Below are 26403 nucleotides of genomic sequence, written 5' to 3' on the forward strand. Positions count from 1 at the left end.
TAAAGCTTAAAATCCAGGTTTATTAAGGCTTTCGATATACGCCTGCCTAGCCAACTTTCAGATTAAAAATCAACTACACGGCCAATGTCAATCCTCACTGAAGTGAATATCATCGATACGACTACACCTACATCTACCGAACCACAGGCTATAAATGAGACTACAATTAGCTCTGAGATTAAAACAACTTTTACTTCTGAAGAAATTCAGAAATTGCTACCCCACCGCTACCCATTTTTGCTAGTAGACAAAATAATTGACTACGTTCCAGGTAAAAAAGCTGTTGGCGTTAAAAATATCACTATCAATGAACCCCATTTCCAAGGACATTTCCCTGGACGTCCACTGATGCCAGGGGTGCTAATTGTGGAAGCAATGGCACAAGTCGGGGGTATTGTCCTGACTCAAATGTCTCCGGAAGAAGACGGGCTGTTCGTCTTTGCTGGTATCGATAAAGTCCGCTTTCGCCGCCAGGTCGTACCGGGGGATCAACTAGTAATGACGTTGGAACTGTTATGGGTAAAACAACGTCGTTTCGGTAAGATGCATGGTCGTGCCGAAGTTGATGGTCAACTTGCTTCTGAAGGGGAATTAATGTTTTCTCTAGTTAACTAAAAGTTTGCTTTCGTGGTTTAGGCATAGCCGTGAAATGCCTCTACTGAATCCTGAAAAAGGATAACAGTTAAAAAAAATCCACAACAGCATCTGATAATTTCTTGATTTTCGACGCCCTCTTTACGAGACGCACTCACGAACACACTTAACTTGCTTTGCCCGACATTTTCGTTCACTGAAATACTTCACCCTCAACAATGCCAGTAGCCTCGATGGAACGGCAGTCTGTATAACTCTTTTAACCAGAGTAACGTACTGCCTCAAAAACCTCGCCCGGCGCTGGCTTATCAAGACAGTTCTGGAGATTCACCCTTGAAAACGCTAATTCATCCAACTGCTGTAATTCATCCGAAATCGGAACTCCACCATACAGTGCAAGTCGGTGCCTATGCTGTGATTGGAGCGCATGTCAAAGTGGGCCCTGAAACAATAATCGGCGCTCATGCCGTGCTAGAGGGGCCTTGTGAAATTGGGGCGCAAAATCAGATTTTTACAGGTGCAGCTATCGGTATGGAACCCCAGGATCTCAAGTTTGTGGGAGAACCAACCTGGGTCAAAATTGGTAATAACAACTTGATTCGTGAGTACGTTACTATTAACCGCGCTACTGGTGCTGGTGAAGCAACGGTAATTGGTGATGGTAACCTGCTGATGGCTTATGTCCATGTGGCTCATAACTGCGTGATTGAAGACCAGGTAGTGATTGCTAACTCTGTGGCGTTAGCAGGTCATGTTCATATAGAGTCACGCGCTAGGCTGAGTGGAGTTTTAGGTGTCCATCAATTTGTGCATATTGGTAGACAGGCAATGGTGGGAGGCATGGCACGGATTGACCGGGATGTGGCCCCATATATGCTAGTGGAGGGAAATCCGGCGCGGGTGCGAACCCTCAACCTTGTTGGACTTAAACGGTCTGGTATGGACTCAGCAGATTTGCAAATGCTGAAAAAAGCCTTCCGCATTCTCTACCGTTCTGATTTGTCATTTAAGGATGCCTTGGAACAACTGGAACTGTTAGGGGATAGCGAAGAATTGCAGCATCTGCGCCGCTTCCTGCTACTTTCTCAGATGCCAGGAAGGCGTGGCTTGATTCCCGGTAAGGGGAAAAAAGGCGCGAGTGATGAATCGTGAGATGTCAGATGTATCATGTCTGTCGAATTAGCCATAATCAAAGCACCCCACCCCCAACCCCTCCCCGCAAGCGAGGAGGGGGGCAAGAGTGTAGTTGGGGGGAGGGGTTCTAAAGAATTGTGGTTAATTGGCCAGACATCATAATTTATGAGTTATGAGTTGATGACTTACAATGTCTAACTCCTAACTCCTCACTCCTAATTTTTACTAATTACCAATTATCAAATGCGGATATTTATCAGCACTGGCGAAGTATCTGGCGATTTGCAAGGGTCGCTGCTAATTACAGCGCTGAAGCGTCAAGCTGTGGCGATAGGGTTGGAATTAGAAATTGTGGCGTTGGGTGGCGAAAAAATGGTAGAGGCTGGGGCAATTCTGCTGGGCAATACCAGTAGTATTGGCTCAATGGGTATTCTAGAAGGGCTACCTTATATTTTGCCGACTCTCCAGGTGCAACGACAGGCGATCGCTTCCCTAAAGCAAAATCCACCGGATTTAGTGGTGCTGATCGATTATATGACTCCCAATCTGGAAATTGGGACTTATATGAAACAGCATCTGCCAGATGTGCCTGTGGTGTATTACATTGCTCCCCAAGAGTGGGCTTGGTCAATAAGTTTGCGTAGAACTAACCGGATTGTTGGTTTTACAGATAAGCTGTTGGCAATTTTCCCACAAGAAGCCCGTTACTTTCGCGAGAAAGGGGCAGAAGTTAGTTGGGTAGGGCATCCCTTAGTTGACCGAATGCAAGAGGCTCCCAGTCGCCAAGCAGCTCGTGCAACGCTAGGGATTGCACCAGAACAGATTGCGATCGCACTCCTCCCCGCTTCTCGCCGCCAAGAACTAAAATATCTTTTACCAATTATTTTTCAAGCCGCCCAAACTATTCAAGCTAAATTACCTGAAGCTCATTTTTGGATTCCCCTATCTCTGGAAGTCTATAGACAGCCAATTGAAAAGGCTATTGAGCGTTACGGTTTGCGGGCTACAGTTCTATCAGGTCAACAAATGGAAGTTTTTGCTGCTGCTGATTTAGCCATTAGCAAATCTGGTACTGTCAACCTGGAACTTGCTTTGTTAAATGTGCCGCAAGTTGTAGTTTACCGTCTAAGTTCCCTGACTGCTTGGATTGCTCGTAAAATCCTCAAAGGTTCTGTAACCTTCGCATCGCCACCTAATTTAGTAGTGATGAAGCCGATTGTGCCAGAATTTTTACAAGAGCAAGCCACACCAGAGAATATTATCCAAGCAGCGATGGAACTGCTACTCAATCCCAGTCGCAGAGAGCAAACTTTGTTAGATTATGAAGAAATGCGGCAAAGTTTAGGAGAAGTTGGGGTGTGCGATCGCGCTGCTCAAGAAATTTTGCAAATGCGACCAAAAATATTGAGGTGTCATGGCTTATGAGATGAAAAAACAAAGAGCGATCGCAGTTGATTTATTCGCTGGCGCGGGCGGTATGACTCTTGGCTTTGAACAAGCTGGTTTTGATGTGCTGGCGTCTGTGGAAATTGACCCGATCCACTGTGCAACACATGAGTTTAATTTCCCTTATTGCTCAGTGTTATGTAAAAGTGTTGTGGATACAACCGGGGAAGAAATTAGGAATCGGTCTAAGATTGGCGATCGCGAAATTGATGTGGTAATTTGTGGCTCACCATGTCAAGGATTTTCCCTAATTGGTAAACGGGCTGTTGACGATCCCCGAAACTCTTTGGTATTTCATTTTCATCGACTGGTTTTTGAGCTAAAACCGAAATTCTTTGTGATGGAAAATGTCCGGGGAATAACGGTTGGCGAACACAAACAAATCCTCCAAACATTAATTAGCGAGTTTAGAATTCACGGCTATAAAGTAGAAGAAAATTATAAAATTCTCAACGCTGCAAATTACGGAGTACCACAGTCCCGTGAGAGATTATTTCTTATAGGTGCAAGGGAGGATGTAGAGTTACCAAAATATCCTCAGCCGATTACTAAACAAGCATTGCCAAATAATTTAACTTCTAAAAAAATATCTGATATCCCATTGAGTCCTACAGTATTGGATGCAATTGGAGATTTACCTGAAATAGAAAAGTATCCAGAGTTACTAACAAGAGATTGGGTTGTAGCAGAATACGAAAAACCTAGTAACTATGCTCTTGTCCTTCGCGGAATCAAATACCTAGACGATGATTATTCTTACAAACGAGAATATGATTTGCGAATACTTTCTTCAAGTTTAAGGACAAAACATTCTGCGGAAACGATTCAACGTTTTCAGGAGACTCAACAAGGCGAGAGAGAAAAAATTAGTCGTTTTTATAAGCTACATCCTGCTGGTGTCTGTAATACTTTAAGAGCCGGAACAGATAAGTATAGGGGTTCTTTCACATCTCCTAGACCGATTCATCCATCTACGCCGCGCTGTATCACCGTCAGGGAAGCGGCGAGATTGCATTCTTACCCAGATTGGTTTAGATTTCATGTAACTAAATGGCACGGATTTCGGCAAGTTGGTAACTCTGTACCTCCGTTACTAGCAAAGGCTGTAGCGTCAGAAATTATTCGCAGTTTGAATATTTCACCTTTTAAGCCGAGTTTCCGATATAAGTTGCTAGAGGAGAAGCTATTACAATTTAATATGTCGCAAGCTGCACAATATTATCAGCGTGACTACTAAGAATACACTCTGTAATATGTGCAAAGTTGGGCTAAGTCCAGCTACGGAAGAATGTACTATCTTCCCAGATATTAGCAGTTCGTTCAGCGATCGCTGTTAATTCTTCCTTTTTAAGAGGCACAAAAGCCCGCGCTATCTTGACATTATTCTCTAATTGTGCAACCGTCTCTGCTGCAATTACACAACAATGAACTCCAGGCTGAGACATTGTGTAACCTAAAGCTTGCTCCATACCTGCCAACCCACCTGATTTAAACAGCCGACCATAAGCCGGGACTTTCATCGCAATCACACCGACATTTTTTTCTTGAGCAACTGGCAGAACCACCGGGATAAATGGGTGTGGGTGGTGTTTGTCGGCGGCATTCACAGGAATCAGTGTAGTGTGGAAAGGATAGCGACGCAACCCTTCGGCAATGACTTGAGGGTCGTGATGTCCGGTAATACCTGCAAAGCGCACCACTTTTTGTTGTATGGCTTCTTCTAAAGCTTTAATTGCGCCAGATGGACTAAAGATGGTGTCGAGTTCTTCAGAAAAAGAAACGCGATGCAACTGCCACAAATCGAGATAATCTGTATTGAGACGTTTAAGCGATCGCTCCAATTCTCGCCATGCACCATCCCGATCTCTTCGATCGGTCTTGCTTGTTAAAAACACCTTTGAGCGATGGGGTGGTAGCACTTTACCTAAATAATCTTCACTCGGCCCATAACTAGCGGCCGTATCAAAGTAGCGGATGCCAAGTTCCACCGCTCTTTGAATAATTGCTCTAGCATCACCCTCTTTTCCTTCCCAGGATAGCGGCGTTTGTCCTGCTCCTCCTAACCCAAAGATCGGGAGTTTTACTTCTGTGCGTCCCAGTACCCGTTCTGGCATAGTTGCTGGCGGTGTTGCGGTGTTGGTAGTATTTTGCTCAAAAGCATTAGTTGCCACAATACCTCCAGTCACAGCAATGCTGGTAATTAGGAAATTACGCCGCGTTTTTCCTTCTGTCATGATTGGCTTTAGGGGCGAAATTACTTTTATTATAAAATCTAGCTAGGGAGAATTAATCTCAGAGAGCAAAATTGCTGATAGTTTACGAACACTACGAAAGCGCCGAGCGTTGGTTAGAAAAGTAGAGCATTGAGTCAACAGTGCTGTTGCTGCATGGATAGCATCTGGTAATTTGATGTTAATACTGGCACAAAGTTGAGCAGCTTCAATTAAAACCTGACGACTGATAGGAATCACTGTTAAATTCTGTGAATTTATAATCAGTTGTTGGTAAGCTGTCTGTTGAGCTAAGTCATGATTTTGGAAAGGTTTTACCAATACTTCAGCAAGTGATAATTCACTAGTTACTACACTCAAGTTACCTCGATCAATACTTTGGAATAACTGAGTTAAATCTTGGACAAATGCTGGATATCCTTCTAAAGCATAGATCCAAATATTGGTATCGAGGTATACCTTTGTGCCTTGAATAGCATCTAGAATTCCCATGCATCTCGTTCTTGGCGAATAAAACGATCCACTTCTTCTGGTGTAGCAAAACTGCCTCTAGCAGATCCGATAAAGCTAGTTAGAGACTTTCCAGAATGCTTTGCGGGTGACTCCAGAAGTACTATCACCTCGACAGTTGCACCTGTTGGAAGTTCTGGAGAACAGATTTCTACTACACCACCAGGTTTGACGATCGCCTTTTGCCTGAGTCCATTAAGCATAATAATTTATCCTCATTAGTGTCGAACATCCCATTTCATCAGGATAGATGTAAATCAGAGCGATGCTGAAGGCGGCAAGCTACACACTGCTTTTTCTAGTCTAGCTTTGAGGTGCGATCGCATTACTTGCCACCGACGGCATTTTTCTCAGCGTAGTTGAGATTTTTCTGATATTCTATGATTTTTTGTTGAGCTACTACATAATTTGGGCTAGAAGATGGCACAGTTTTCATAAGTGCGATCGCAGCTTCCCACTGACTCACAACTGTTTTCCACTCATCTGGAGCTTTTGTAGATTTTGCTTAGTAGCTTCCGGAATGTTCGGCTGTTTCATACCTAATAAATGCTAAAAAATGATAAATTACCCTCTATCTTTGGATTCCCCATTTCCAGGAAAAGACAATATTTGAAAATCTTTATAGCACTATATTTAAAATTTAGTTTAATTATATTTTTTGTAAATGCCACAATTTTAGACTCTTTCTCTGCACATTTATTTAAGGTAAATCAAATACTAACGTTCTTTTGTAATCACGGAGCTACCATTAGTAATACTCACTTTTTGAATAAAAACATCAGTACAAGATGATAAAATATCGGCGCTTATTTGATTAGCAATAAATTCAAAATCTTGGTTTGTTAATTCTCGTGCAGTATCGCCACTTAAGTTAATAAAAATAGTTAGCAGTTGAGGTTCGCTGGAAGACTCTTCATTATCTGCTGCTTCAAGTTCAGCTTCTGCTATGCCTAAATCAAACTCTTTACTCCAAGCTGGAAACTTCTTACCCGTTTGTTGTCCATAAACTTTCACTTGTTCAATAGATGCAGCCCCTAATGCAGTTAACCCTTTACGGATAAATGCAACTAAAATTTGCTGATTTGGGACTTGGGCAGATTCTAGCATTACCTCTAAGTAAGCATCTTTGAAGGCAACCTTTGCAGCGATCCCTTTGGGGTGTAGGTGGCGGTTCATCAGAAATGCGATCGCTTCTGCATCTCCCTGTTTTGCAAGCTTTAGAATATTTGGCTGTGTCATAACCAGTAAAAGAGAAAATTTAGGAAAATAAACTATATTCTCAGGATTCCCTCTTGACAGCCTTAAGTAACATTATGATGCAAGATATCAGTTAATCTGGGCTAAAATGTCTAGTATAAAGATAGTCTTTCACAGACTTTTACAAAAAATATATTTTTTCTGTATCAACATCAAAAACTTTTGTTTTTGTGCTTGCCAAATTAGCAGGATTAATATTAATCAGTTTAATTCCAATTTCAAATATGAAGTTTTATCGAGATCATGCTTGGCCCTCGACGCTGGAAGAAGCCATACTTATTCAAGAAACGCTGCGAGATCGAGTAATTACTGAGGATCGACTGCAAGAACCTATCCAGTACGTTGCTGGAGTAGATATGGGTTTTGAAGCTGATGGAACCATTAGCCGTGCAGCTGTCGCAGTACTGAGTTTTCCTGATTTGCAAGTAATCGAAACAAGCCTAGCACACCGTCCTACGACCTTTCCTTATGTTCCTGGATTCCTCTCGTTTCGGGAAATTCCAGCTGTCCTCGATGCCTTGGAGAAGATTAAAACAACACCAGATATTATCCTGTGTGATGGTCAGGGAATTGCTCATCCCCGCCGATTAGGTATCGCTAGCCATTTAGGGTTACTTATAGATATGCCAACAATTGGTGTAGCCAAGTCCAGGTTGATAGGCAAGTATGAGGAATTGCCAGAAACCAAAGGTAGCAGACAACCACTGATATATAACGGTGAAACCATTGGGGTCGTTCTACGCACGCGCACAGGAGTAAAACCTCTGTACATCTCCAGCGGTCATCGAATTAGTTTACCGACGGCAATTGACTATGTATTACGCTGCACGCCAAAATATCGGCTGCCAGAAACTACGCGCATTGCTGATAGATTAGCATCGGCGAAGTGAAAAAGCAGGGGAGAAAAACCACGCCACTTGCAGGTGTTGCTCTCAACCCTCAAAAGAATTGGAGCAAGGGAGCTTTTGCCCACAATTTGGCTTGGTTTGTACCTTTTCCCCTGCCTCTTATAAAGCTTGTTGAAGTTTTTTCTAAATACTTGCCTGCTCCTACTCAATCGTGTTAGGAATCGCACAGAAAGAAGTTGAAGTAGCTAAATACGATTTACAAAGTTAGACCAATGAACGCACTAACTTTACAGTGGCACGATGCAGGCCAAGATAAAACTCAGAACATTTACGAGCAACAGCCAAGTCACAATCATGGCACTGTCCGCATCGGTCGCGACCCACTCCGGTGCGATATCGTTCTGAGTCACCCTACTGTCTCTGGTTTACACGTTGAAATATTTTTTCATCACCAGCAACAGCGCTTTTATATCAGGAATTTGCGATCGCAAAATCCCCCCCTTATCGATGGACGGCAACTAGTCCAAGGTGAAATGCCTTTAACTGAGGGCACTAGTATCTCTTTGGGACAAATAAAACTCAATGTTACTAGCGTTTCCACGGGTAGCATTCCAGCAACAATTTTGCTGCCACCACATCCACCAGTCCATATCGGACATCACCACCATCCATCAAAACCTTCCGCACCACCGCCAGGAGTTTATGGCTTAGAATGCCCCAAATGTCATAAAGTTTCCCCAGGAGAGAATCTACAAATTGGCTGTCATTGGTGTGGGACATCTTTAGCTGCGGCTGTGAGTGTATTAGTAGCACCGGGTAGTTGAGGAGAAGGGCAGGGGGAGCAGGGGAGGCATGGGAGGCAGGGGAAGAATTTCTAACTCTTGACTAATGACTAATAGACCTCTTGCATAAATCAAAAATAAGAACCCCACCCCGCCAAAGCTACGCTTTGTCTCCCCTCCCCGCAAGCGAGGAGGGGTTGGGGGTGGGGTTGTTAGGGACTTTTGGAAGAGGTCTAATGACCAATGACTAATGACTAATGACCAATGACCAATGACCAATGACCAATGACCAATGACCAATGACTAATGACCAATGACTAATGACTTACAAATCCAATTGAGTTGGGAAGAACCAGCGACGGGGGAACGGCGAGAACCAAGGTTGAATATGCCGATCGCTTTTGGTCGAGAATTCGCTCGTTTACCTGCTGAACTCAGAGGGGTGCGCGTTTCTCGGATGCTGCTTAACAGTAACGAAGTTTCTCGCTACCATGCCCTAATTGACTGGGAACAAGACCATCTGGTGGTGATTGACCAAGGTAGCGTTAACGGTGTGTATGTTAACGGTCAATCACAAACGCGTAGTGTCCTGGCTAATGGTGATACGTTGCAAATTGGCCCTTATTTAATAACAGTGACATTTGCTGTTAACGTACCCGCACCAGCTACCAGCCCCCCTTCAACGATTCACTTCAACGCAAATACCAATGTTCCAGACCCGACGTTGCCTGTAGTCCAGTCGCCAACGCCTTTGGCAAGTAATTTCCCGCCATTAGCGTTTCAGGCGGAAAAAGTTGCTGTGCAAGCACTTCATGCTACCGGATTGCCAGTAGATGAATCTGATTATCTAGCGATCGGGGCGGGACTGGGTAGCTTTTTATGGACTGATTTGCTGCGAATTAGTGGTGTGCGTGCTGAAAAAATTATGGCTTTAGGATTAGAAGCGGAACCTTATGCTCGTTACAAGCGCCTTTGTTTGAATTCGCAGATTCCCTTATATGAAAGACTGCGTTCTAATTCTGACTCTTGTCCTGATAATATTTGGGGCTGGCCTAGTTATGCCTTGCGTGAGGCTTGGCACGATTTCAGCAAGGGTGAGATAAAATCAGCATTCAAGTATTTATGGCAAGTGTTTGCTGAACCAACATTTGCCGAAACTTATACACCCCGTGCGGGTAATGTCTTTGATTCCATAGATAGGGAGGCGAAGCGCATTGGCTGGAATCAAATTTATCGCTATGGGCGAGTTAGGGGAATTCGCAAAACCGATGACGGTAGATATTGCGTAGCCTATTCTCGCGGCCCAGGAAATTATGCTTTTTTAGTTAGTCGTTATTTACATTTGGCAACTGGGTATCCAGCAATTCAGTTTCTCCCAGATTTGCAAGCTTATAGGGAAAAATATCAAGATTTTAAATCTGTAGTTAATGCTTATGAAGCTCACGATCGCGTTTATGAACAACTAGAGCAACAAGGTGGTACGGTATTGATTCGGGGGCGGGGAATTGTGGCTTCGCGGATTGTGCAGCGGATTTATGAAGCTAGAAAACGAAATCGGAATATTGCAGTTTTGCATTTAATGCGATCGCCTAAACCTCAAGGTAACAAATTTCAAAAAGCCACGCGCCTAGTCAAAAATCATTACGAATTTCAACCCTTTAACTGGCCTAAAGCCTGTTGGGGCGGCGAACTCCGGGCAATGTTAGAAAAAGCCACGCCCGATGAACGCAAGGGTTTACTAGCAGACTGGGGTGGAACTACCACCGCCGACCGCCAAGACTGGCAGCAAATTACTGCCCAAGGGTTAAGCGAAGGCTGGTATCAAATTACCTTTGGTGAGGTTCTGGATGTGGAACGAGATGCCCAAAACCGGACTATTACCCGTATCCGAGAACAAAGCTTTGGGGAAATGAAATTGCTAGCTGACTTTATTATTGATGCTACTGGGCTGGATGCCAAGGTAGATGCCAATCCCCTCATAGCAGATTTGGTGAAACATTACAACCTACCAGTGAATCACTTGGGACGATTGACTGTAGCGAACAATTTTGAATTAGTAGAAATGCGTAGCGATCGAGGTCAAATGTATGCTGCTGGGGCTATTACTTTAGGTGGCCCTTATGCAGCAGTTGATAGTTTCTTGGGCTTGCAGTACGCCGCATTAGTCGCCGTTGATGGACTCGCCGCTGCCCATGCGCCTGGAGTTCAAAGGTTAAATACTATAAGTTCCTTTAGTCAGTGGTTGAAGTGGGTGTTAAATCAGTCACCTTAGTATTTAGGAGGCGGGACAATACGGTTCGGATAAGGTTTTTTGATGACACGCCGCTAATCGCAAAGACGCGATAAATCGCCGTCTCTACAAAGGATTGATTATTGTAGAGACGACGATTTATCGCGTCTCTTGCCTTAACCGAACCGTATTGGGAGGCGAGTAGGCAGGGGAAATAGAGTATTTATCTGGCTGTTTTGAGTAGCAAATCCCAACTTCGAGGATAAAAGGTGCAACTTCGAGGACAAAAGGTGCAACTTCGAGGATAAAAGGCTCAACGTTGAGGATAAAAGGCTCAACGTCGAGGATAAAAGGTGCAACGTTGAGGATAAAAGGTGCAACTTCGAGGATAAAAGGCTCAACGTCGAGGATAAAAGGTGCAACGTCGAAGTTAAAAGGTGCAACGTCGAGGTTAAAAGGCTCAACGTTGAGGTTCAGAGGTTCAAGTGGCGATGTCTACGACGGGCTACGCCTACGCAGAATTCTTACTCTCTGATATGCTGAGTGAAATTGGCGGTTAGAAACCGCGTCTACACAGGCAAAACCCACAGAGGTGGGTTTCAAACCTTCAATTTTTCCTCAGTCCGCGCAGGCGGACTTTGTTTGTGTAGCCGCGAATTCCATTCGCCCTGGCTCTAAGTTGACTACTTCTTTTTTTCTCTTATCGGGTTTACCATTAAAGGCACTAAAGTTTTAACTAAACCCGTAATCGCCACAATCACAGAGGCAATTCCCCCAATCGACAATGAAGTTAAAATTGCCGCCGCCAGAATAATTTCAGTCGGGCTGTATCCATCTCGCATCCAGGTAGATGGATTCTCTACCGATGTTGGCGAGGCGGGGATTAATTGCGAAGTTTGGGTGGTTTGATTGGAGTTGGCTGGAGTTGTTAAGGGAGTTTTCATGGCTGAACCTCTTCTAAATGTTTCTATGCAAATGGTATTTCTGCCAGAAGAAGAGGAGATTCCCTAGAAATAGAGACAAAGTAGAGAGAAGGTAGAAATTAAGTAGAATCGAGAATAAATCTCATAAGCTGTCTATGCAATGGGCTGATTTTCTAGCCAACGAAGCTGCTATTTATGGCTTATCCTCAGAGCAAACGGTAGCTTTTGTAGAGCGGTTGAAGACTGAAAACTCAGGAAAGAGTGAGGCAAAACTTGCCAGCGAGTTGAACATCAGTGCGGCTGCGTTAAAAAAGCGGATGACTGATGTTTATGACAAGTTCGCCCAGAGTTATCCTGAGTTAGCCAATTCTGAAAGCCGGGGAAAACTAGAAAAGTTACGGGCTTGCCTCACAGCGAAATATAATGGCGGGCAAGATGCCCACCCCACAATTAAAGAGATTCATCAAAATATTCCTCCTGCTGTTCCATTTGAAAAATTTGTGGGACGTGAGGCGGAACTACAAAACCTGCACCAGCAATTACAAACATCTCGGCAAGTTGCCATTGTAGCTGTGGCGGGTATGGGTGGAGTTGGCAAAACAGAACTCGCTACCCAATACGCCAGACAGCATTTGCAGAAATATCAAGGTGGGGTTTGCTGGTTATCTGCACAGGGAATAGATGTCGGAATTCAGATTCTCAGATTTGCGGAATTGAAATTTAAACTCATTGCACCGGACGATTGGGAATTACCAGATAGGCTGAGATACTGCTGGCAAAATTGGCAACAAGGTGAAGTACTGCTGGTGTTTGATGATGTCACCGACTACAAAAAACAGGTTCAGCGTTATCTACCCCCAGAATCACCTCGGTTTAAAGTATTGCTGACAACGCGCCTGGGGTTTGATAGAACTTTGTCGCAATTACCTTTGGGTGTTCTCAAACCATTGGCGGCGATGAAATTATTAAAATCGTTGGTTGACAGAGAACGACTGAAAAGCGAACCTTGGGTTGCGAGAAAAATTTGTAAATTCTTGGGATATTTGCCTTTGGCGTTAGAGTTAGTGGGGCGATATCTTGATACAATGCCAGATTTGTCTCTGGAAAAACTGCTGAAGCGGCTAAAGAAAAAGCGATTGGAACACGAAGCAATAGTCAAGACTAACCCATTGATGCGTTATGAATATGGTGTTGCTGAAGCTTTTGCATTGAGTTGGGAACAGTTGGATGAAAATGCACAACGCTTAGGCTGTTGGCTGAGTTTGTATGCCTTAGCTGATATTCCTTTTTCTGTTGAGGGGATAAAAGATGACGAAGAACAAGAACTCAACGAGAAAGCTATAGCTGACTTGCGGAAACTGCATTTAATACAATGGCAAAGTAAAGGAATATATCGTCTACATCCACTAATTCGGCAATTTTTCCAAATGAAGTTGGATGAGTCAAGTGAGGCGGATAAGGTGAAAAGTGCTTTTGTAGCGCAGATGGTAGAGTTAGCAAAGCAAATTCCTCGAGAGCTTAACCCTGAAGGGATTCTCATCCTTACTCCCTTTATTTCTCATATTGCAGAAGTTGCAACCCACTTATCCCAATATTTCAGTGACGAGGATTTAATTTGGCCTTTCACAGGCTTAGGCTATTTTTATCACAGTCAAGTACTTTATCAGCAAGCAGAACCTTGGTACAAACTATGTGTAGAGGTAGCTGAAAATCGTCTTGGTTTAGAACATCCCGATGTCGCCGCTAGCTTGAACAATCTTGCAGAACTCTACCGTTCTACAGGACGCTACAGTGAAGCCGAACCCCTGCATCTGCAAGCTTTGGAACTGAGAAAACGCTTACTGGGAGACAACCATCACGATGTCGCCAGTAGCCTGAACAATCTTGCAGCACTCTACGAATCTACAGGACGCTACAGCGAAGCTGAACCCTTGTTTCAGCAAACTTTGGAACTGATAAAACGTTTACTGGGAAACAATCATCCCGATGTTGCCACTAGCTGGAACAATCTCGCAGAACTCTACGAATCTACAGGACGCTACAGCGAAGCCGAACCCCTGCATCTGCAAGCTTTAGAACTGAGAAAATGCTTACTGGGAGACAACCATCCCGCTGTCGCCAGTAGCCTGAACAATCTCGCAGAACTCTACCGATATACAGGACGCTACAGCGAAGCCGAACTCCTTTATCAGCAAGCTTTGGAACTGATAAAACGCTTACTGGGAGACAACCATCCCGATGTCGCCAATAGCCTAAACAATCTTGCATTACTCTACCAATATACAGGACGCTACAGCGAAGCCGAACCCCTGTATCAGCAAGCTTTGGAACTGACAAAACGGTTGGGAGACAACCATCCCCATGTCGCCATTAGCTTGAACAATCTTGCAGGACTCTATAAATCTATAGGACGCTACAGCGAAGCTGAACCCTTCTTTCAGCAAGCTTTGGAATTGATAAAATGCTTACTGGGAGACAACCATCCTCATGTCGCCACTAACCTGAACAATCTTGCAGGACTCTATGAATCTATAGGACGCTACAGCGAAGCTGAACCCCTTTATCAGCAAGCTTTGGCAATTTTTGAGCAGACTTTAGGTGTAGGTCATCCCGATACAATCACGGTGCGGAGAAACTATGCCAGTTTTTTAAGAGAAGCATATCGCTAACGATCGCACCCTTTCTCCCAAAATCACCCCATAACCCTTCATTTGTAAAAATCTTTACCGAACTGCAACCAATAATTGATTTTGTCTTGAATGGTGCGTAAGCGTAGCCTGGGTTTAGTTAGCTCAAAGTACAATTAAATCTAAGTTTCGGCTATAAACTTTGAGGCGTTGCTGAATTCAGCTATTGTGGAAAGTAGTAATAATTTTGGGAAAAGTATCAAATACTTTCCTTAATGCAGTAAGGTTGGCTTTGCAGATAGTTTGGCTGCCACGGAATGTTCTGGAAATGGAACTTTAGACTATTAATTGTATTCTTGGGGCTGTGGCTACTGCTGGATCTGGGTTCCCGCCTGGGAGCAGAGATTTTTTGGTTTCAGGAAGTCGGCTACCTCCAAGTATTTCTGTTGAGGGTGCTAACTCGTGGTGTTTTGTGGGTAGTCGTGGCTGGGATAACTGCTGCCTATCTACTGCTAAACCTGGCTCTAGCACAACGGCTAAAATATCCCCAGTCTTTGAAGATTGAAGAAGTCAGGCGTGAAGAAGCACAACTGGGGAGTGAATTAACAAATTTTCTCAGTCCTAATTATCCAAGAGGTAACGAAACCCGGATAATTGCGCCGCAACGCTTTCAACCATTAAAATTGCGCTGGTTATTACCCATAACTCTGGTACTGAGCTTGTTAATCGGGTTGATGCTGGCTCACTATGGTCAAATTGCTCTTTTCTACTGGCATTCTCCAGTTCATAACGCTAGTCTACCCATCCCCGCTTTATTCCGACCTCAGACAATCTGGCAACTCTTGAAGCAGATTGTCTCTCAAGTCTGGTATCTCGGTTTAATTGTGGGAGTAGCGATCGCAATCTTAATTTATCACCAAGTTTTACTAACTGCGATCGCAGTTTTGCTCAGTCCCATTTTTGCGTTCATCATATTCCGACACTGGCCAAAGGTGCTGCAATATTTCCACCCGACGCTTTTCAACAGCACTGAGCCTTTATTTGGTCGAAATATCAGCTTTTATGTATTTTCCTTACCCGTTTGGGAACTGCTAGAACTCTGGCTGATGGGATTATGTTTGTATGGCTTCGTCGCCGTTAGTCTCACTTATCTCCTGTCAGGGGACAGTTTGAGTCAGGGAATTTTCCCCGGTTTTTCGCCCCAGCAGCAGCGTCATTTATTCGGTATGGGTGGCTTGTTGATGCTGGTAGTAGTTCTAAGTTATTGGCTGAGTCGCTATGAACTGGTGTATTCTACCCGTGGAGTAAGTTATGGTGCCAGCTATACCGATGTGACAGCCCAGTTGCCAGCTTACACCCTGTTGTGCATTCTGGCAGTAGCGATCGCCTGTTACCTACTTTGGCGAACGTTTTTCTGGAAACCCAAATCTCGGTATCGTCCCTTGGTATTTTACGGGTTAGGGGTTTATCTAGTACTAGTTGCAGCTGCTGACATTGTTCTCCCAACTGTGGTGCAATATTTAATTGTCCAACCTAATGAGTTGCAACGAGAGCAACCCTACATTCAGCGGACTATCGCCTTGACTCGCCAAGCATTTGATTTAGAGGCGATCGATGCCAGAACTTTCAATCCACAAGGAACACTGACTGAAGCTGATATTCAAAAGAATGCCTTGACAATTCGGAATATTCGCCTGTGGGATGAGCGGCCACTGTTAGAAACTAACCGTCAACTGCAACAAATTCGCCCCTACTATCGGTTCCTTGATGCCGATATTGACCGCTACACTCTGAAAACAGATGTAACTTCCCGCCAACCATCTGCGCCCCAGCCACCAAAACCAGTTGAATCAACAGAACGGCGGCAGGTACTGATTGCCGCACGAGAATTAGACTACAGTGCTGTACCAGAGGAAGCTCAAACATGGGTTAACCGTCGCCTTATTTATACCCACGGTTTTGGGTTTACTGTTAGCCCAGTTAATACAGTTGGGCCGGGTGGGCTGCCAGAATATTTTGTCAAAGATATTAGCGGTGATAGTAGCGCCCTCACAACTTCTAATGAAGCCATTCGTGACAGTATTCCCATTGGGCAACCCCGAATTTATTACGGTGAAATCACTAATACTTATGTGATGACTGGCACAAGAGTTAGAGAGTTAGACTACCCCAGTGGTAGCGACAATGTTTACAACTCTTACGATGGTGTGGGTGGCGTTGAAATTGGTTCGGCATGGCGTCGCTGGCTATTTGCGATGTATTTGAAGGATTGGCAGATGGTGCTAACGCGGGACTTTTTGCCAGAGACAAAAGTGCTACTGCGGCGAAATGTCAAGCAAAGAATTCAAGCGATCGCACCTTTTTTGAAATTTGACAGCGACCCCTATTTAGTAGCTGCTGCTGCTAATCAAGATTTCCCAAGCAATCCCAGTTATCTTTACTGGATTATTGATGGTTACACGACGAGCGATCGCTATCCTTACTCAGATACTGGTAGCGATGGGATCAACTACATTCGCAATTCTATCAAAGTAGTGATTGATGCCTATCACGGTACTGTTAACTTTTATATTGCCGATCCAAACGATCCGCTCATTGCCACTTGGTCAGCGATATTTCCCAACATGTTCAAACCACTCAGTACAATGCCAGTTAATCTCCGCAGTCATACGCGGTATCCGGTGGACTTTTTTAAAATTCAATCTGAGCGGTTGATGACCTACCACATGACCGATCCCCAGGTATTTTACAATCGGGAAGACCAGTGGCAAATCCCCAATGAAATCTATGGCAGTGAACCCCGTCCAGTAGAGCCGTACTATTTGATTACTAGTCTACCCACTGTAACCTTTGAAGAATTTATTCTACTTCTACCCTATACTCCCAAACAACGGACTAATTTAATCGCTTGGTTAGCGGCGCGATCGGATGGCAAGAACTACGGTAAGCTGGTGCTATATGTCTTTCCCAAGGAACGCCTGGTTTACGGCCCAGAGCAAATCGAGGCGCGGATCAACCAAGACCCAGTAATTTCTCAGCAAATTTCCCTGTGGAATCGCCAGGGATCGAGAGCCATTCAAGGTAATCTCCTAGTAATTCCCATTGAGCAATCGCTGCTGTACGTTGAGCCAATCTATCTAGAAGCCACACAGAATAGTCTGCCAACTTTGGTGCGGGTAGTTGTGGCTTACGAAAACCGGATTGTCATGGCACAAACCTTGGAACAAGCATTGCAGGCAATTTTTAAACCAGATGTTACACCAGCCCCTGCGATTATTCGTCCAGTAGAGGAAGCAGCCCCGCCAGGTTAGGTAATTTTAAGACTAAATAATTACATACCAGGCGACAGTGAGCGTAGACGCGCAGCGCAAAACCGGAGAATGTGGAACTCCTAACTTGTCGTCAAACATCGCCATTAACAAAATTTATTACAACAGACATAGTTTAATGATTCAACATAATGTAATAGACACTAAAAGTTAATCAACATGGTGCAAAGTAACCAACTAGAGATTCGCCACATTAGTCCTAAAGTGAGGCAGTTGATTCAAATGTACGCAGATGTTAATAACTGTACGCAACCTGAGATGTTGGAACGCATTGTTTTAGAGTGGAACGCCCAACAAAGCGAGAGCGAACGACCGCCAGGAGACGAAGATGAATAGCTTTCTACTACAATCTTTAGTCCACTTCTAGCAAGAAGCTTTCATTAATTGGCTCTTTAGTTGTAGAAAAATTTTCCATAAATTGGGTCTTGTTTGAGGGATTGAATAAAATCCCTCAAAGTCATCATGCTGCCTGTTAAGGTGAACTTAGGAGTGCCATTTTGAGCAACGATTCTCACTTCACCCTCTTGGATCTGAATCTTATTTTTAATGCTATCCCATAGAGTATCGAAGCTCGGATCGTCCTTGCAACCATTAGCTTCAAGGAATCTTTGGCGCACTTCTGTTTTTAGTGCTAGTGCTTCTGCTGCTTGAGTACGGGCTTCAAAGTGCTTAATTACATCTTCATAAGCACTCTCCCTCAGAGTTTTATTTTCAGCCAAAACTTGCTCTAACTGAGTTTTTGTGGCTTGCAGTTGGGATGCTAAAGCGGCTGATTTATGGTATTCAAGTTTTAAGGCTTGCTTTGCATTAGCTAACAAGGTTTTATAATCTAGTTGATCTCGATCTTGATTTTTTTCGGATTGCATTTTTATCTCTCGATCGACATATTTTCGGCGATAAACTCTCGGCAGTTATAAGATAAAACTGCCGAGAGTTTAGTAAAAATTATCTGTGTTATTTGAGTATTTGTTATTTCACCAATAATGGTGATTCAGAAGTAGGATTCTCCTGGATACTGCTCACACAAGAACTAATGTGGGAGCGGATAGCTCGTTCATAAACACTAGTCTGCTGAGTGCGTACCCCTACAGCCTGATATATTAAGTTAACTTCTGGGAATTCAGACCAATACATCAAAAAAATGTCTTTAGCTGGAGTAATAATTTCATAATTATTCTCTTGTCTTTTCTTTCTGAGTTTACAATTATTTAGTTGTAATTTTTGTCTGAATAGTTTTTCAAATTCTGGAATTAAATCTGAAGTAGTTTTCATGGTTTACACACGTTAAAACGTGTTAATTATGCAAAGACTATCTGGTGATATTACTAAGTATGATATTTCAGATACCTCTTACAATATAGTGTATCAGTTATCGGGTATTTGAGAAGGGGATTCAGACACAGGGTAATAACTGATTGACGCAGGCTCTCTTAGAAAAGAGGGTATGCGATCGCCGTAACCTGTAGATCGTGATTTTACTTAGCACAACAGCGGCTTGCCATGAGGCATCGCTTATTATACTCTGTCAGTGTAGCTAATTAGTAAAGGCACCCTGATAATTACACTACTAAATCATATTCTCTTTAAAGCCTTACAGGGCAATAAGTACCTACAAGCTACATCCCGGTACTTCAAGACCCTCTGCAAAGCTGATTAATTCCAAGTGCTCTGGATTTTCCAGCAACTTTTTGGCTGCTAACAATCCGGCAATGCTCCAGGTTTGATAAATTCTAGCTTCTTTGCCAATCAAACGGCCATTGTTGCCATCGTAGTATTCTGGGAATTTATCCTTAAATAAGCGCCTTTCGGCAATGGCTACAGCTGCTTGGGCAAGTTCTGTTCGACCTGCTTTCAGGGCTGCTGCGGTAAATAACCACAGTAAAACAGGCCAGTTACCGCCGTTGTGATAAGACCAAGCCCTGTTCTTAGAATCACATCCTGTAACAATTCTCCACTCTAAACCTTCCATTGCTGGAAAGCAGATTTTAACAGGCATATAGCCGATCAAGTCTTGCCAACGTTGGGCAAATAAATTCATAATGCTTTGAGATTCTTTTTCGCTTGCTAAGGAAGCTAAAATTGCCATCAGATTTCCCAAAGCAAAAAAGCGAAAATCTATCCGTCCCGGCCCCAGATTTCCCGCTAAATATCCTCCAGTTTCGGGCAACCACTCGGTCAACCAAGTGGGGATTGATTCTGAGTTGATGTTGAATTTATTAACAATTTCTTTACCAAATTCGTTATCCTTGTAACGATAGATTTCCCCCAATCGCTTCAGGTCTAGCCAGTAATAGTTGCGGATATGATATTTCAAAGATCCCAATCGCCTATTGACTTTGCCAATGTAGCTATCGCCATCCCCATCTGGTAAAAGCAATTCATTAGCAGCCCTGAGAGATGCATAGAATAATACTTGAATTTCTAGAGGATGTTCGTAGACTCCCATGCGACGGTCAATCATAAACGCGCCATCGGGAACTAACATTGTTGGGTACATGGAAAAGCGATGTACCAAGCAAAGATCCAAAATTAACTTGATTCCGGCTTGAAAATCTGGCTGACGCGCTAGGGATAAATCGCCTGTAGTTTTTTCATAAGCGCGTAGCAAGAGAATCCACCACATACAAGAATCAATTGGGGGAACGCGAGCGATCGCCAGTTCACCAAAATCAGCGACCAAAAATTCCTCATTCCCTTTAGAATGGACTTTGAAACTTGCAGGCATTAATCCCGCTCCCGGTTCAAAGCAGTCTATCTGCTTTTCATGACTTTGTAATTTCAGTGTTTCTACTAAGAAGTTACGCACAATCTCTGCTTTGCCGTGCATGAGAAACACCAAAGCAGAAGGGACAAAATCGCGGAGGAAGCACTGGTCATAATTGAGTGCATCTGACTCCGGATCGTGGGCGGCTACAGTCCCAATGGGTCTTCCTTGGTAATAAATTATCGACTCTTCCAACAATTCCCAGGCTTCTGCTTCCAGCAGACTGTTCTTATCGATCGCGCTAGTCATGGGCGTTTAATTCCACTAATGGTATGTATCGGCTCAATTGTGGAAAGTACGCAAGCCCTACATCAAGGGAGGGGCAGGGGGCAGGGGGCAGGGGGCAGGGGGCAGGGGGCAGATCACAACATGGGTCTGAGTCCTTTAGAACAACCAAGCGCGGTTCTCGTACCCTACGGGAAGCTAACGAAACAGGCGGGGTGGTCAACGTAGCTCTGCCGTAAAGCCTGCGGCATGGCTACGCTTAGGGCGCAGCCTCTCTAAAAGTTGGGTCGAAGTGTTGAATCCCCTCTCTGCTCTATCCCCCTTGCTCCCTGCACCCTGCTCCCTTGCCTCTTTTTCAAGCTGACCAGGATTCCCGGAAGTCAGCATACAGAGTCAATCCACCATCTACAAATAGGGTTTGTCCGGTGATGTAGGCGGCTTCATCCGAAGCTAAAAAAGCTACTGCGGCTGCCATCTCCTCACAGGTGCCAGCACGCCCCATTGGGATGTGACTTTCCACGATCGCCTTTTTTTCGGGGTCATCAATCCAGGCTTGATTTATTGGCGTGATTGTTGCTCCGGGGGCAATGGCGTTGACACGAATACGTCGGCTGGCATATTCCAATGCTAAGGATTTAGTCAGGTTTTCCATACCGCCTTTGCTAATGGAATAACTGATATACATCGGTCGCGGAATAATTTCGTGAACGCTGGAAATATTAATAATCACCCCCGGACGATTAATAGACAGGAGGTGTTTAATAGTTTCACGGGCGCAAAGATAAGCACCCCGGAGATTGACTGCAATTACCCGGTCAAAGTCTGCTGTGGTAACTTCGTGGGATGGACTTTCTGTTTGAATGCCAGCATTGTTAACTAGAATATCTAAACTGCCAAATTCCTTGACTACGGTGTTAACCATCTCAACAATGTCTGATTCATGGGAGACATCTCCCTGAACCAGCAGCGACTTCACACCACAATTTTCGATATTTCCGCAGGCTTTTTGCAATGCCATCTCTTCCGTGTCTGCCGCAGCATCTGGGTCTTTGCGGTAATTGATGGCGATGTTACACCCTTCTTCGGCGAGTCTGATTGCGATCGCCTGACCAATACCTGAAGTTGCACCTGTAATTAAAGCATTCTTCCCTTTTAACCCTATCATATTTCCTTCCTAAGCTGCCCTGGCTTGAATTTGCACTCAGTTAAACTATTTTGAATTTTAGATTTTTCTTTTGTGCATCTAAATCTAGTATTGTCAACCCCCAATGGAGATAATTCAAAATTATAAAATCGGTCTTTCATGATTTTGAATTCCCGATCCTGTTTGACGAAATCCCTGCTACAGATAAGCTAATCTCGGCATTTAAGTTGCATAAAAGCAGGGCTGAAGCCCTTACTACAAGCGAATTATTCTGGAAAAATGAATGACGATTAGCTTAAATGTGTAGAGGCATACACCTGTATGCCCCTACAACCGATTTATTGGTTCCAAACATTGTTGAAAATGGTACTAGTCTCTAGCGCAAATTCGCTGGCACCTTTTCAGGAACTACCCAATAGTAAATAGTTTTGCCCTCTACATTCAGCGTCCGATCTGGTTTCCAATCGCCCATATCGAAGGCGTGGGAGACAATGCGAGTCCCAGGTTTTAATTCACTCAATAGCTTGGGACGGAGTTTGAGGTTGATTTCAGGCAGCAAGTAAAGTGTAACTACTGTTGCTTTACTAAAATCAGTGTTGAACAAGTCTTGCTGCACAAACCGCACGCGATCGCTTACTCCTGCCTTCTTAGCATTCTCATTAGCTTCTTTGATGCGTTCGGGGCTAATATCTATGCCAACGCCGCGCGTACCATATTTTTGCGCCGCAGTATTCACAATTCTCCCATCACCACTGCCAAGGTCGTAAAGCACATCATTTTTACCCACTTTTGCCACATTCAACATTGCATCTACCACTGGCTGTGGTGTAGGCACATAGGGAACATCGCCAGGACGTTCTTGTGGTTGAGTTGTGGGAGTTGTTGCAGCAGGGGTTTCGGCTTGTGCTTGAGTTCTGGGAGTTGTCGCAGCGGGTGTTTCGGTTTCGGTCTGACCTGTCAAAGTAGAAGGTTGCGTCCCGGCTTCTAAGTCTGGCTGTTGTGGCGTACACCCAGCAAATCCCAAGCTGGTAATACTAACCCCTGTAACCAGTAAAAACAGAATTTTTTTGAGGTTCATGAATTTCTCCTTGATTCAGTAACTTGTGGTTAGTAGTTAGTAAAACAACTGATAGTCATGGAATTTTGAATTGTTTATAGCGTGAGGTTTGGGTTGCACAATCCAAAATTGGATTAAGTCCTACCTTGGCGATAGTTATTCCAGAACAATAGTGGGATACCTGCTGTCACAACCAAAACACCTGCAACTGCCCCTACACCTGTATAAACTAAGCTGGAATAAAGCAAGTAACCGCAGACGGCACAAAAGAGCAGCGGTGTGAAAGGATAAAATGGCACGCGGAACGGACGAACTATGTGGGGTTCGCGGATTCGCAACACTAGCAGTGATATGCCGGAAAGCAAAAAGAAGAACCAAAATATCGGGGCGGTATAATCCACCATTGTTTCAAAGCCTTTGCGGGTAAGCGTGCCTAAAAACACCAGCCCTAAGGCGATCGCAGCTTGCAACAATAAGGCATGGGTAGGACTACTAGGGCGTTGTTGCCAGCGTCCCATAAAACCAAATAGCGAAAAATCCTGTCCTAGTGCGAAATTGGTACGCGCTCCAGTAAAAATTGTGGCGTTGGTTGCTCCCAAGGTAGCGATCGCAATCAATACACTGATGAACAAGGCTCCTGGTGCGCCCCAAAGAGAGCGCATTAAATCTGCGGCTACTGCTTCTGACTGGGCCATGTTTGCTAATCCCAATCCCCGCAGGTAAGCCAGATTGATTAGTAAGTAAATGGCAGTGATGATCCCAATACTCCAGATTAGCGATCGCACAATATTACGTCGTCCATCTTGAATTTCCGCCGAGATGTAAGCCGCTTCATTCCAACCGCCGTAAGACAGCAGCACAAACACCATCGCCAGTCCCCACGTTCCTGATGATGCAGATTCTACAGGGGTGGCAGAATTAGGAATGGCGGTAAGCCCAATAATTACTACCAGCAACAAACCCAGAACTTTTGCAGCACTCAGCAAGTTTTGTGTCCACTTACCCTGCTGCAAACCGATGATGTTCAAAGCAGTTAAAAGTGCGATCGCTATGGCTGCATAAATAGAAGACGAAAATGTACCTAGCCGCCATATCTGAGAAATATAATCGCCAAAAACAAATGCCAACAGCGCAATGGAACCAGTTTGAATCACTGTCATCCGCGCCCAGGCAAATAAAAAGGCGACTCCCCGCCCGAATGCACGTTTCAAATAATAGTAAGCACCACCAACGTCGGGATACACAGTCGCCAACTCTGCATAGCACAGCGCTCCTACCAGAGATACCACACCACCAATTAGCCAAAAAAGTAGTACAGCGAGATCGCTACCTGCTTGATTTGCCACTAGAGCCGGGGTTTCAAAAATCCCCGCCCCGATGACAATACCGACAATAACAGCCACTGCGTCTGGTAATGTGAGCGATGGCTTGGGTGCTGCTACTTCAGTTGTTGCTGTCTGCTGAAGCAAATCGTAGTCTTTACGTCTACTCACATTACTTCCTTATCAGTGTTGAGTGTGGACTCGCCGCTTTGTTTCATCTTTTTTTGCACTGTTTTACCTATATCTCTATGGTTCAAAACAAATGTGACTCAAAAATGACAATCATTTAGTCATATGCCTGCAAACGGTAATATCCATCTCGCCACATTCAGAGCAATCTCCCTAGAGCGATCGCTTTAATTTCTCTTGCTAGACAACATGTATGTTTTTCAGAACAATGGCAACTCAATTTTGAACAGGAAACTATGTCCTAGTTCGCTGTTAAGACCCAACCGCCATCTGCCTCCGATTTATTTCAGAAGTATTTACATTGCTCGCCTTAATTCTGGTAATAGGCTAGAAAATATGATTCAATAAAACCTCTTCCGTGAGTGAGATTTATAGTAATCTAGAGAATGATTGACTAATAGTGCGTAATCGTGCTTTATTTTATCGAGCAGCTAGAGACAGCGATCGCCTAAAAATTCAGATTAAAAATGGAGCACATCTATGCACCTATTCCTAATCAGACAAATCTATTCTTATCGTTAATCTGTAATCCTTTAGTATCTGTTACTAGGAAAAAGTAGGATATCTATTACTTCGCCCATTACCAAACCCAATACTGCTATGACTGTTAAAACCCAAAAGGAATCTAGCTTGTTGAAGCCAGAAAAGCGCATTTCCAAATCAGCTAAAAGTGTAGTTGCTAAGGGTATAAGAAAAAGCCTAAATAATAATGACCAAGCTGCTATTAAAGCAATTGATACACTTAAAAATAATATGACAACTAAGGTTTGAGAGCCAAATTCAACTAAACGCTCTAACCAAGAAATACTCTTTCGCACTACAGCTATAACCATAGCAGCAACAAAAGCTCCCGCTAACCAAATAATATGATTAGCAGCAAGATACCATCCCAGGAGAGTGTAAGCCAATAATAGGTACACTAAAGGCATCAAAGGAATCCGGTTAAAAAATTCCACATTCATACTGCCAAGGCTTGTAAAAATACCAAGTCAATCTCTTAATTTTAGTCAAAAATTGTAACTGCTCAAACTTTTAAATATACCAGCTTTGCTCAGGATATTTCTCTATCTACAGGGTCAACTTAAGGACATACTCTTTCGTCGTGACAATATATAATAGCCCTACTTAATCATTTCTGCACAACACTTAGACAAGTGGGGAATCTAGGCTGTGGCAACAACAGCTAGCTAAATCGTTCTATACTTAGTATATCTGTTTGATGCGTAGGCGTAGCCCGTCGTAGACATCGCTCGGTAGCATAAATAGCAAGTTGGGTTAGCGATCGGAGTAGATTTTGTGTACGTGTTTTAATTTTCAAGTTAGTTATTTTTGAGACTTTATCCTCTTAATTTAAGAACAATAGTATTAAGTTCTCAAATACTAGTGATGTGTAGATAGATTGACTTTGCCTCTGTGCTATTTGCCATGAAATTTAATGAAGAGGTAGTTACAATTCACTGTGTACAACTTTGATAACTGTCCACAATGCTGTTGCATGTATCAAGCTCATGGTAATATTATCTTACTGTTAGGAGATATTATTTTATACATTAAATTGCAACCATGCTGAAACAGCTAGTTAGGTGTGCTGCTTCCAAAAAACAAAAATTTATTCAATCCATCCAGGAAATCAGCAAAAGCGCCAATGTGCAAAGCACAGAGCTTTTGAAAGTCTGCCTATATAAGGTACTAAATAACTAACAAAACCCTTTTTGAGGAATCAAGACAGCCAGCAATAAAGGTATAAAACCCTTTTGCAATGGCAAAAAATAGACAATAGTAAATAGAAAA

23 protein-coding genes are annotated in these 26403 nt (G+C 43.7%); 10 read left to right on the forward strand and 13 right to left on the reverse strand.

Translation table 11 applies throughout. From position 1 onward, the window contains the following. Positions 1-84: 84 nt before the first annotated feature. The 4 genes from fabZ (at position 85) to V7L01_RS33605 (ending at position 4411) form a co-directional block, all read left to right on the forward strand. Positions 85-615, forward strand: coding sequence for a 3-hydroxyacyl-ACP dehydratase FabZ (gene fabZ, locus V7L01_RS33590; RefSeq protein WP_335042631.1), 531 nt, complete (start codon positions 85-87; stop codon positions 613-615). Between the two features lie 312 nt (positions 616-927). Then, entirely contained in the window at positions 928-1746 is an 819-nt protein-coding gene (gene lpxA, locus V7L01_RS33595) for an acyl-ACP--UDP-N-acetylglucosamine O-acyltransferase (protein WP_335042632.1), read from the forward strand. 225 nt (positions 1747-1971) lie between these two features. Continuing rightward, positions 1972-3153, forward strand: a complete 1182-nt coding sequence (lpxB, locus tag V7L01_RS33600; RefSeq protein WP_335042633.1) for a lipid-A-disaccharide synthase — start codon at positions 1972-1974, stop codon at positions 3151-3153. 1 nt (position 3154) lies between these two features. After that, positions 3155-4411, forward strand: a complete 1257-nt coding sequence (locus V7L01_RS33605) for a DNA cytosine methyltransferase (RefSeq protein WP_442937064.1) — start codon at positions 3155-3157, stop codon at positions 4409-4411. 31 nt (positions 4412-4442) lie between these two features. On the opposite strand, the gene V7L01_RS33610 is transcribed toward V7L01_RS33605, so the two are convergent. The 5 genes from V7L01_RS33610 to V7L01_RS33630 all read right to left on the reverse strand — a co-directional run bounded on the left by V7L01_RS33610 (position 4443) and on the right by V7L01_RS33630 (position 7154). Further along, complete coding sequence (locus tag V7L01_RS33610; protein ID WP_335042635.1) at positions 4443-5408, reverse strand: aldo/keto reductase; 966 nt, start codon at positions 5406-5408, stop codon at positions 4443-4445. A gap of 42 nt (positions 5409-5450) precedes the next feature. After that, a complete protein-coding gene (locus tag V7L01_RS33615) occupies positions 5451-5897 on the reverse strand; it encodes a type II toxin-antitoxin system VapC family toxin (RefSeq protein WP_335042636.1) in 447 nt (148 codons plus the stop codon). After that, entirely contained in the window at positions 5885-6118 is a 234-nt protein-coding gene (locus V7L01_RS33620; protein ID WP_335042637.1) for a hypothetical protein, read from the reverse strand. The genes V7L01_RS33615 and V7L01_RS33620 overlap by 13 nt, the downstream gene beginning before the upstream one ends. Before the next feature lie 122 nt (positions 6119-6240). After that, entirely contained in the window at positions 6241-6381 is a 141-nt protein-coding gene (locus V7L01_RS33625; protein ID WP_335042638.1) for a hypothetical protein, read from the reverse strand. 251 nt (positions 6382-6632) lie between these two features. Beyond that, complete coding sequence (locus tag V7L01_RS33630) at positions 6633-7154, reverse strand: hypothetical protein (protein WP_335042639.1); 522 nt, start codon at positions 7152-7154, stop codon at positions 6633-6635. 242 nt (positions 7155-7396) lie between these two features. Here V7L01_RS33630 and nfi point away from each other — a divergent pair, with 242 nt between their 5' ends. The 3 genes from nfi (at position 7397) to V7L01_RS33645 (ending at position 11074) form a co-directional block, all read left to right on the forward strand. Next, a complete protein-coding gene (nfi, locus tag V7L01_RS33635) occupies positions 7397-8062 on the forward strand; it encodes a deoxyribonuclease V (protein ID WP_335042640.1) in 666 nt (221 codons plus the stop codon). Between the two features lie 230 nt (positions 8063-8292). Next, positions 8293-8844 (forward strand): FHA domain-containing protein, encoded by a 552-nt coding sequence (locus tag V7L01_RS33640; RefSeq protein ID WP_335042641.1) that lies wholly within the window; start codon positions 8293-8295, stop codon positions 8842-8844. 271 nt (positions 8845-9115) lie between these two features. Beyond that, positions 9116-11074 (forward strand): FHA domain-containing protein, encoded by a 1959-nt coding sequence (locus V7L01_RS33645; RefSeq protein WP_335042643.1) that lies wholly within the window; start codon positions 9116-9118, stop codon positions 11072-11074. A 641-nt stretch (positions 11075-11715) separates the two neighbouring features. Here V7L01_RS33645 and V7L01_RS33650 read toward each other — a convergent pair. Beyond that, positions 11716-11976, reverse strand: coding sequence for a hypothetical protein (locus V7L01_RS33650; protein ID WP_335042645.1), 261 nt, complete (start codon positions 11974-11976; stop codon positions 11716-11718). A 134-nt stretch (positions 11977-12110) separates the two neighbouring features. Here V7L01_RS33650 and fxsT point away from each other — a divergent pair, with 134 nt between their 5' ends. The 3 genes from fxsT to V7L01_RS33665 all read left to right on the forward strand — a co-directional run bounded on the left by fxsT (position 12111) and on the right by V7L01_RS33665 (position 18247). Further along, positions 12111-14624: an FxSxx-COOH system tetratricopeptide repeat protein gene (gene fxsT / locus V7L01_RS33655; protein ID WP_335042647.1), complete on the forward strand. Its 2514-nt coding sequence runs from the start codon at positions 12111-12113 to the stop codon at positions 14622-14624. Between the two features lie 275 nt (positions 14625-14899). Beyond that, entirely contained in the window at positions 14900-17893 is a 2994-nt protein-coding gene (locus tag V7L01_RS33660; protein ID WP_335042648.1) for a UPF0182 family protein, read from the forward strand. 177 nt (positions 17894-18070) lie between these two features. Continuing rightward, positions 18071-18247: a hypothetical protein gene (locus tag V7L01_RS33665; RefSeq protein ID WP_442937065.1), complete on the forward strand. Its 177-nt coding sequence runs from the start codon at positions 18071-18073 to the stop codon at positions 18245-18247. Between the two features lie 56 nt (positions 18248-18303). Here V7L01_RS33665 and V7L01_RS33670 read toward each other — a convergent pair whose 3' ends face one another. From V7L01_RS33670 to V7L01_RS33700, 7 genes are all read right to left on the reverse strand, one after another. Beyond that, positions 18304-18777, reverse strand: coding sequence for a hypothetical protein (locus V7L01_RS33670; protein WP_335042649.1), 474 nt, complete (start codon positions 18775-18777; stop codon positions 18304-18306). A gap of 103 nt (positions 18778-18880) precedes the next feature. Then, positions 18881-19183: a hypothetical protein gene (locus V7L01_RS33675; protein ID WP_335042651.1), complete on the reverse strand. Its 303-nt coding sequence runs from the start codon at positions 19181-19183 to the stop codon at positions 18881-18883. Between the two features lie 337 nt (positions 19184-19520). Next, positions 19521-20924, reverse strand: a complete 1404-nt coding sequence (locus tag V7L01_RS33680; RefSeq protein ID WP_335042652.1) for a glycoside hydrolase 100 family protein — start codon at positions 20922-20924, stop codon at positions 19521-19523. A gap of 331 nt (positions 20925-21255) precedes the next feature. Then, complete coding sequence (locus tag V7L01_RS33685; RefSeq protein ID WP_335042653.1) at positions 21256-22065, reverse strand: SDR family oxidoreductase; 810 nt, start codon at positions 22063-22065, stop codon at positions 21256-21258. 355 nt (positions 22066-22420) lie between these two features. Continuing rightward, complete coding sequence (locus V7L01_RS33690) at positions 22421-23122, reverse strand: class I SAM-dependent methyltransferase (protein WP_335042654.1); 702 nt, start codon at positions 23120-23122, stop codon at positions 22421-22423. A gap of 113 nt (positions 23123-23235) precedes the next feature. Then, entirely contained in the window at positions 23236-24594 is a 1359-nt protein-coding gene (locus V7L01_RS33695; RefSeq protein ID WP_335042655.1) for an APC family permease, read from the reverse strand. A gap of 551 nt (positions 24595-25145) precedes the next feature. Continuing rightward, positions 25146-25574: a hypothetical protein gene (locus tag V7L01_RS33700; protein ID WP_335042656.1), complete on the reverse strand. Its 429-nt coding sequence runs from the start codon at positions 25572-25574 to the stop codon at positions 25146-25148. Positions 25575-26403: the final 829 nt, after the last annotated feature.

This window comes from Nostoc sp. (assembly GCF_036917095.1).
Classification (GTDB): domain Bacteria; phylum Cyanobacteriota; class Cyanobacteriia; order Cyanobacteriales; family Nostocaceae; genus Nostoc.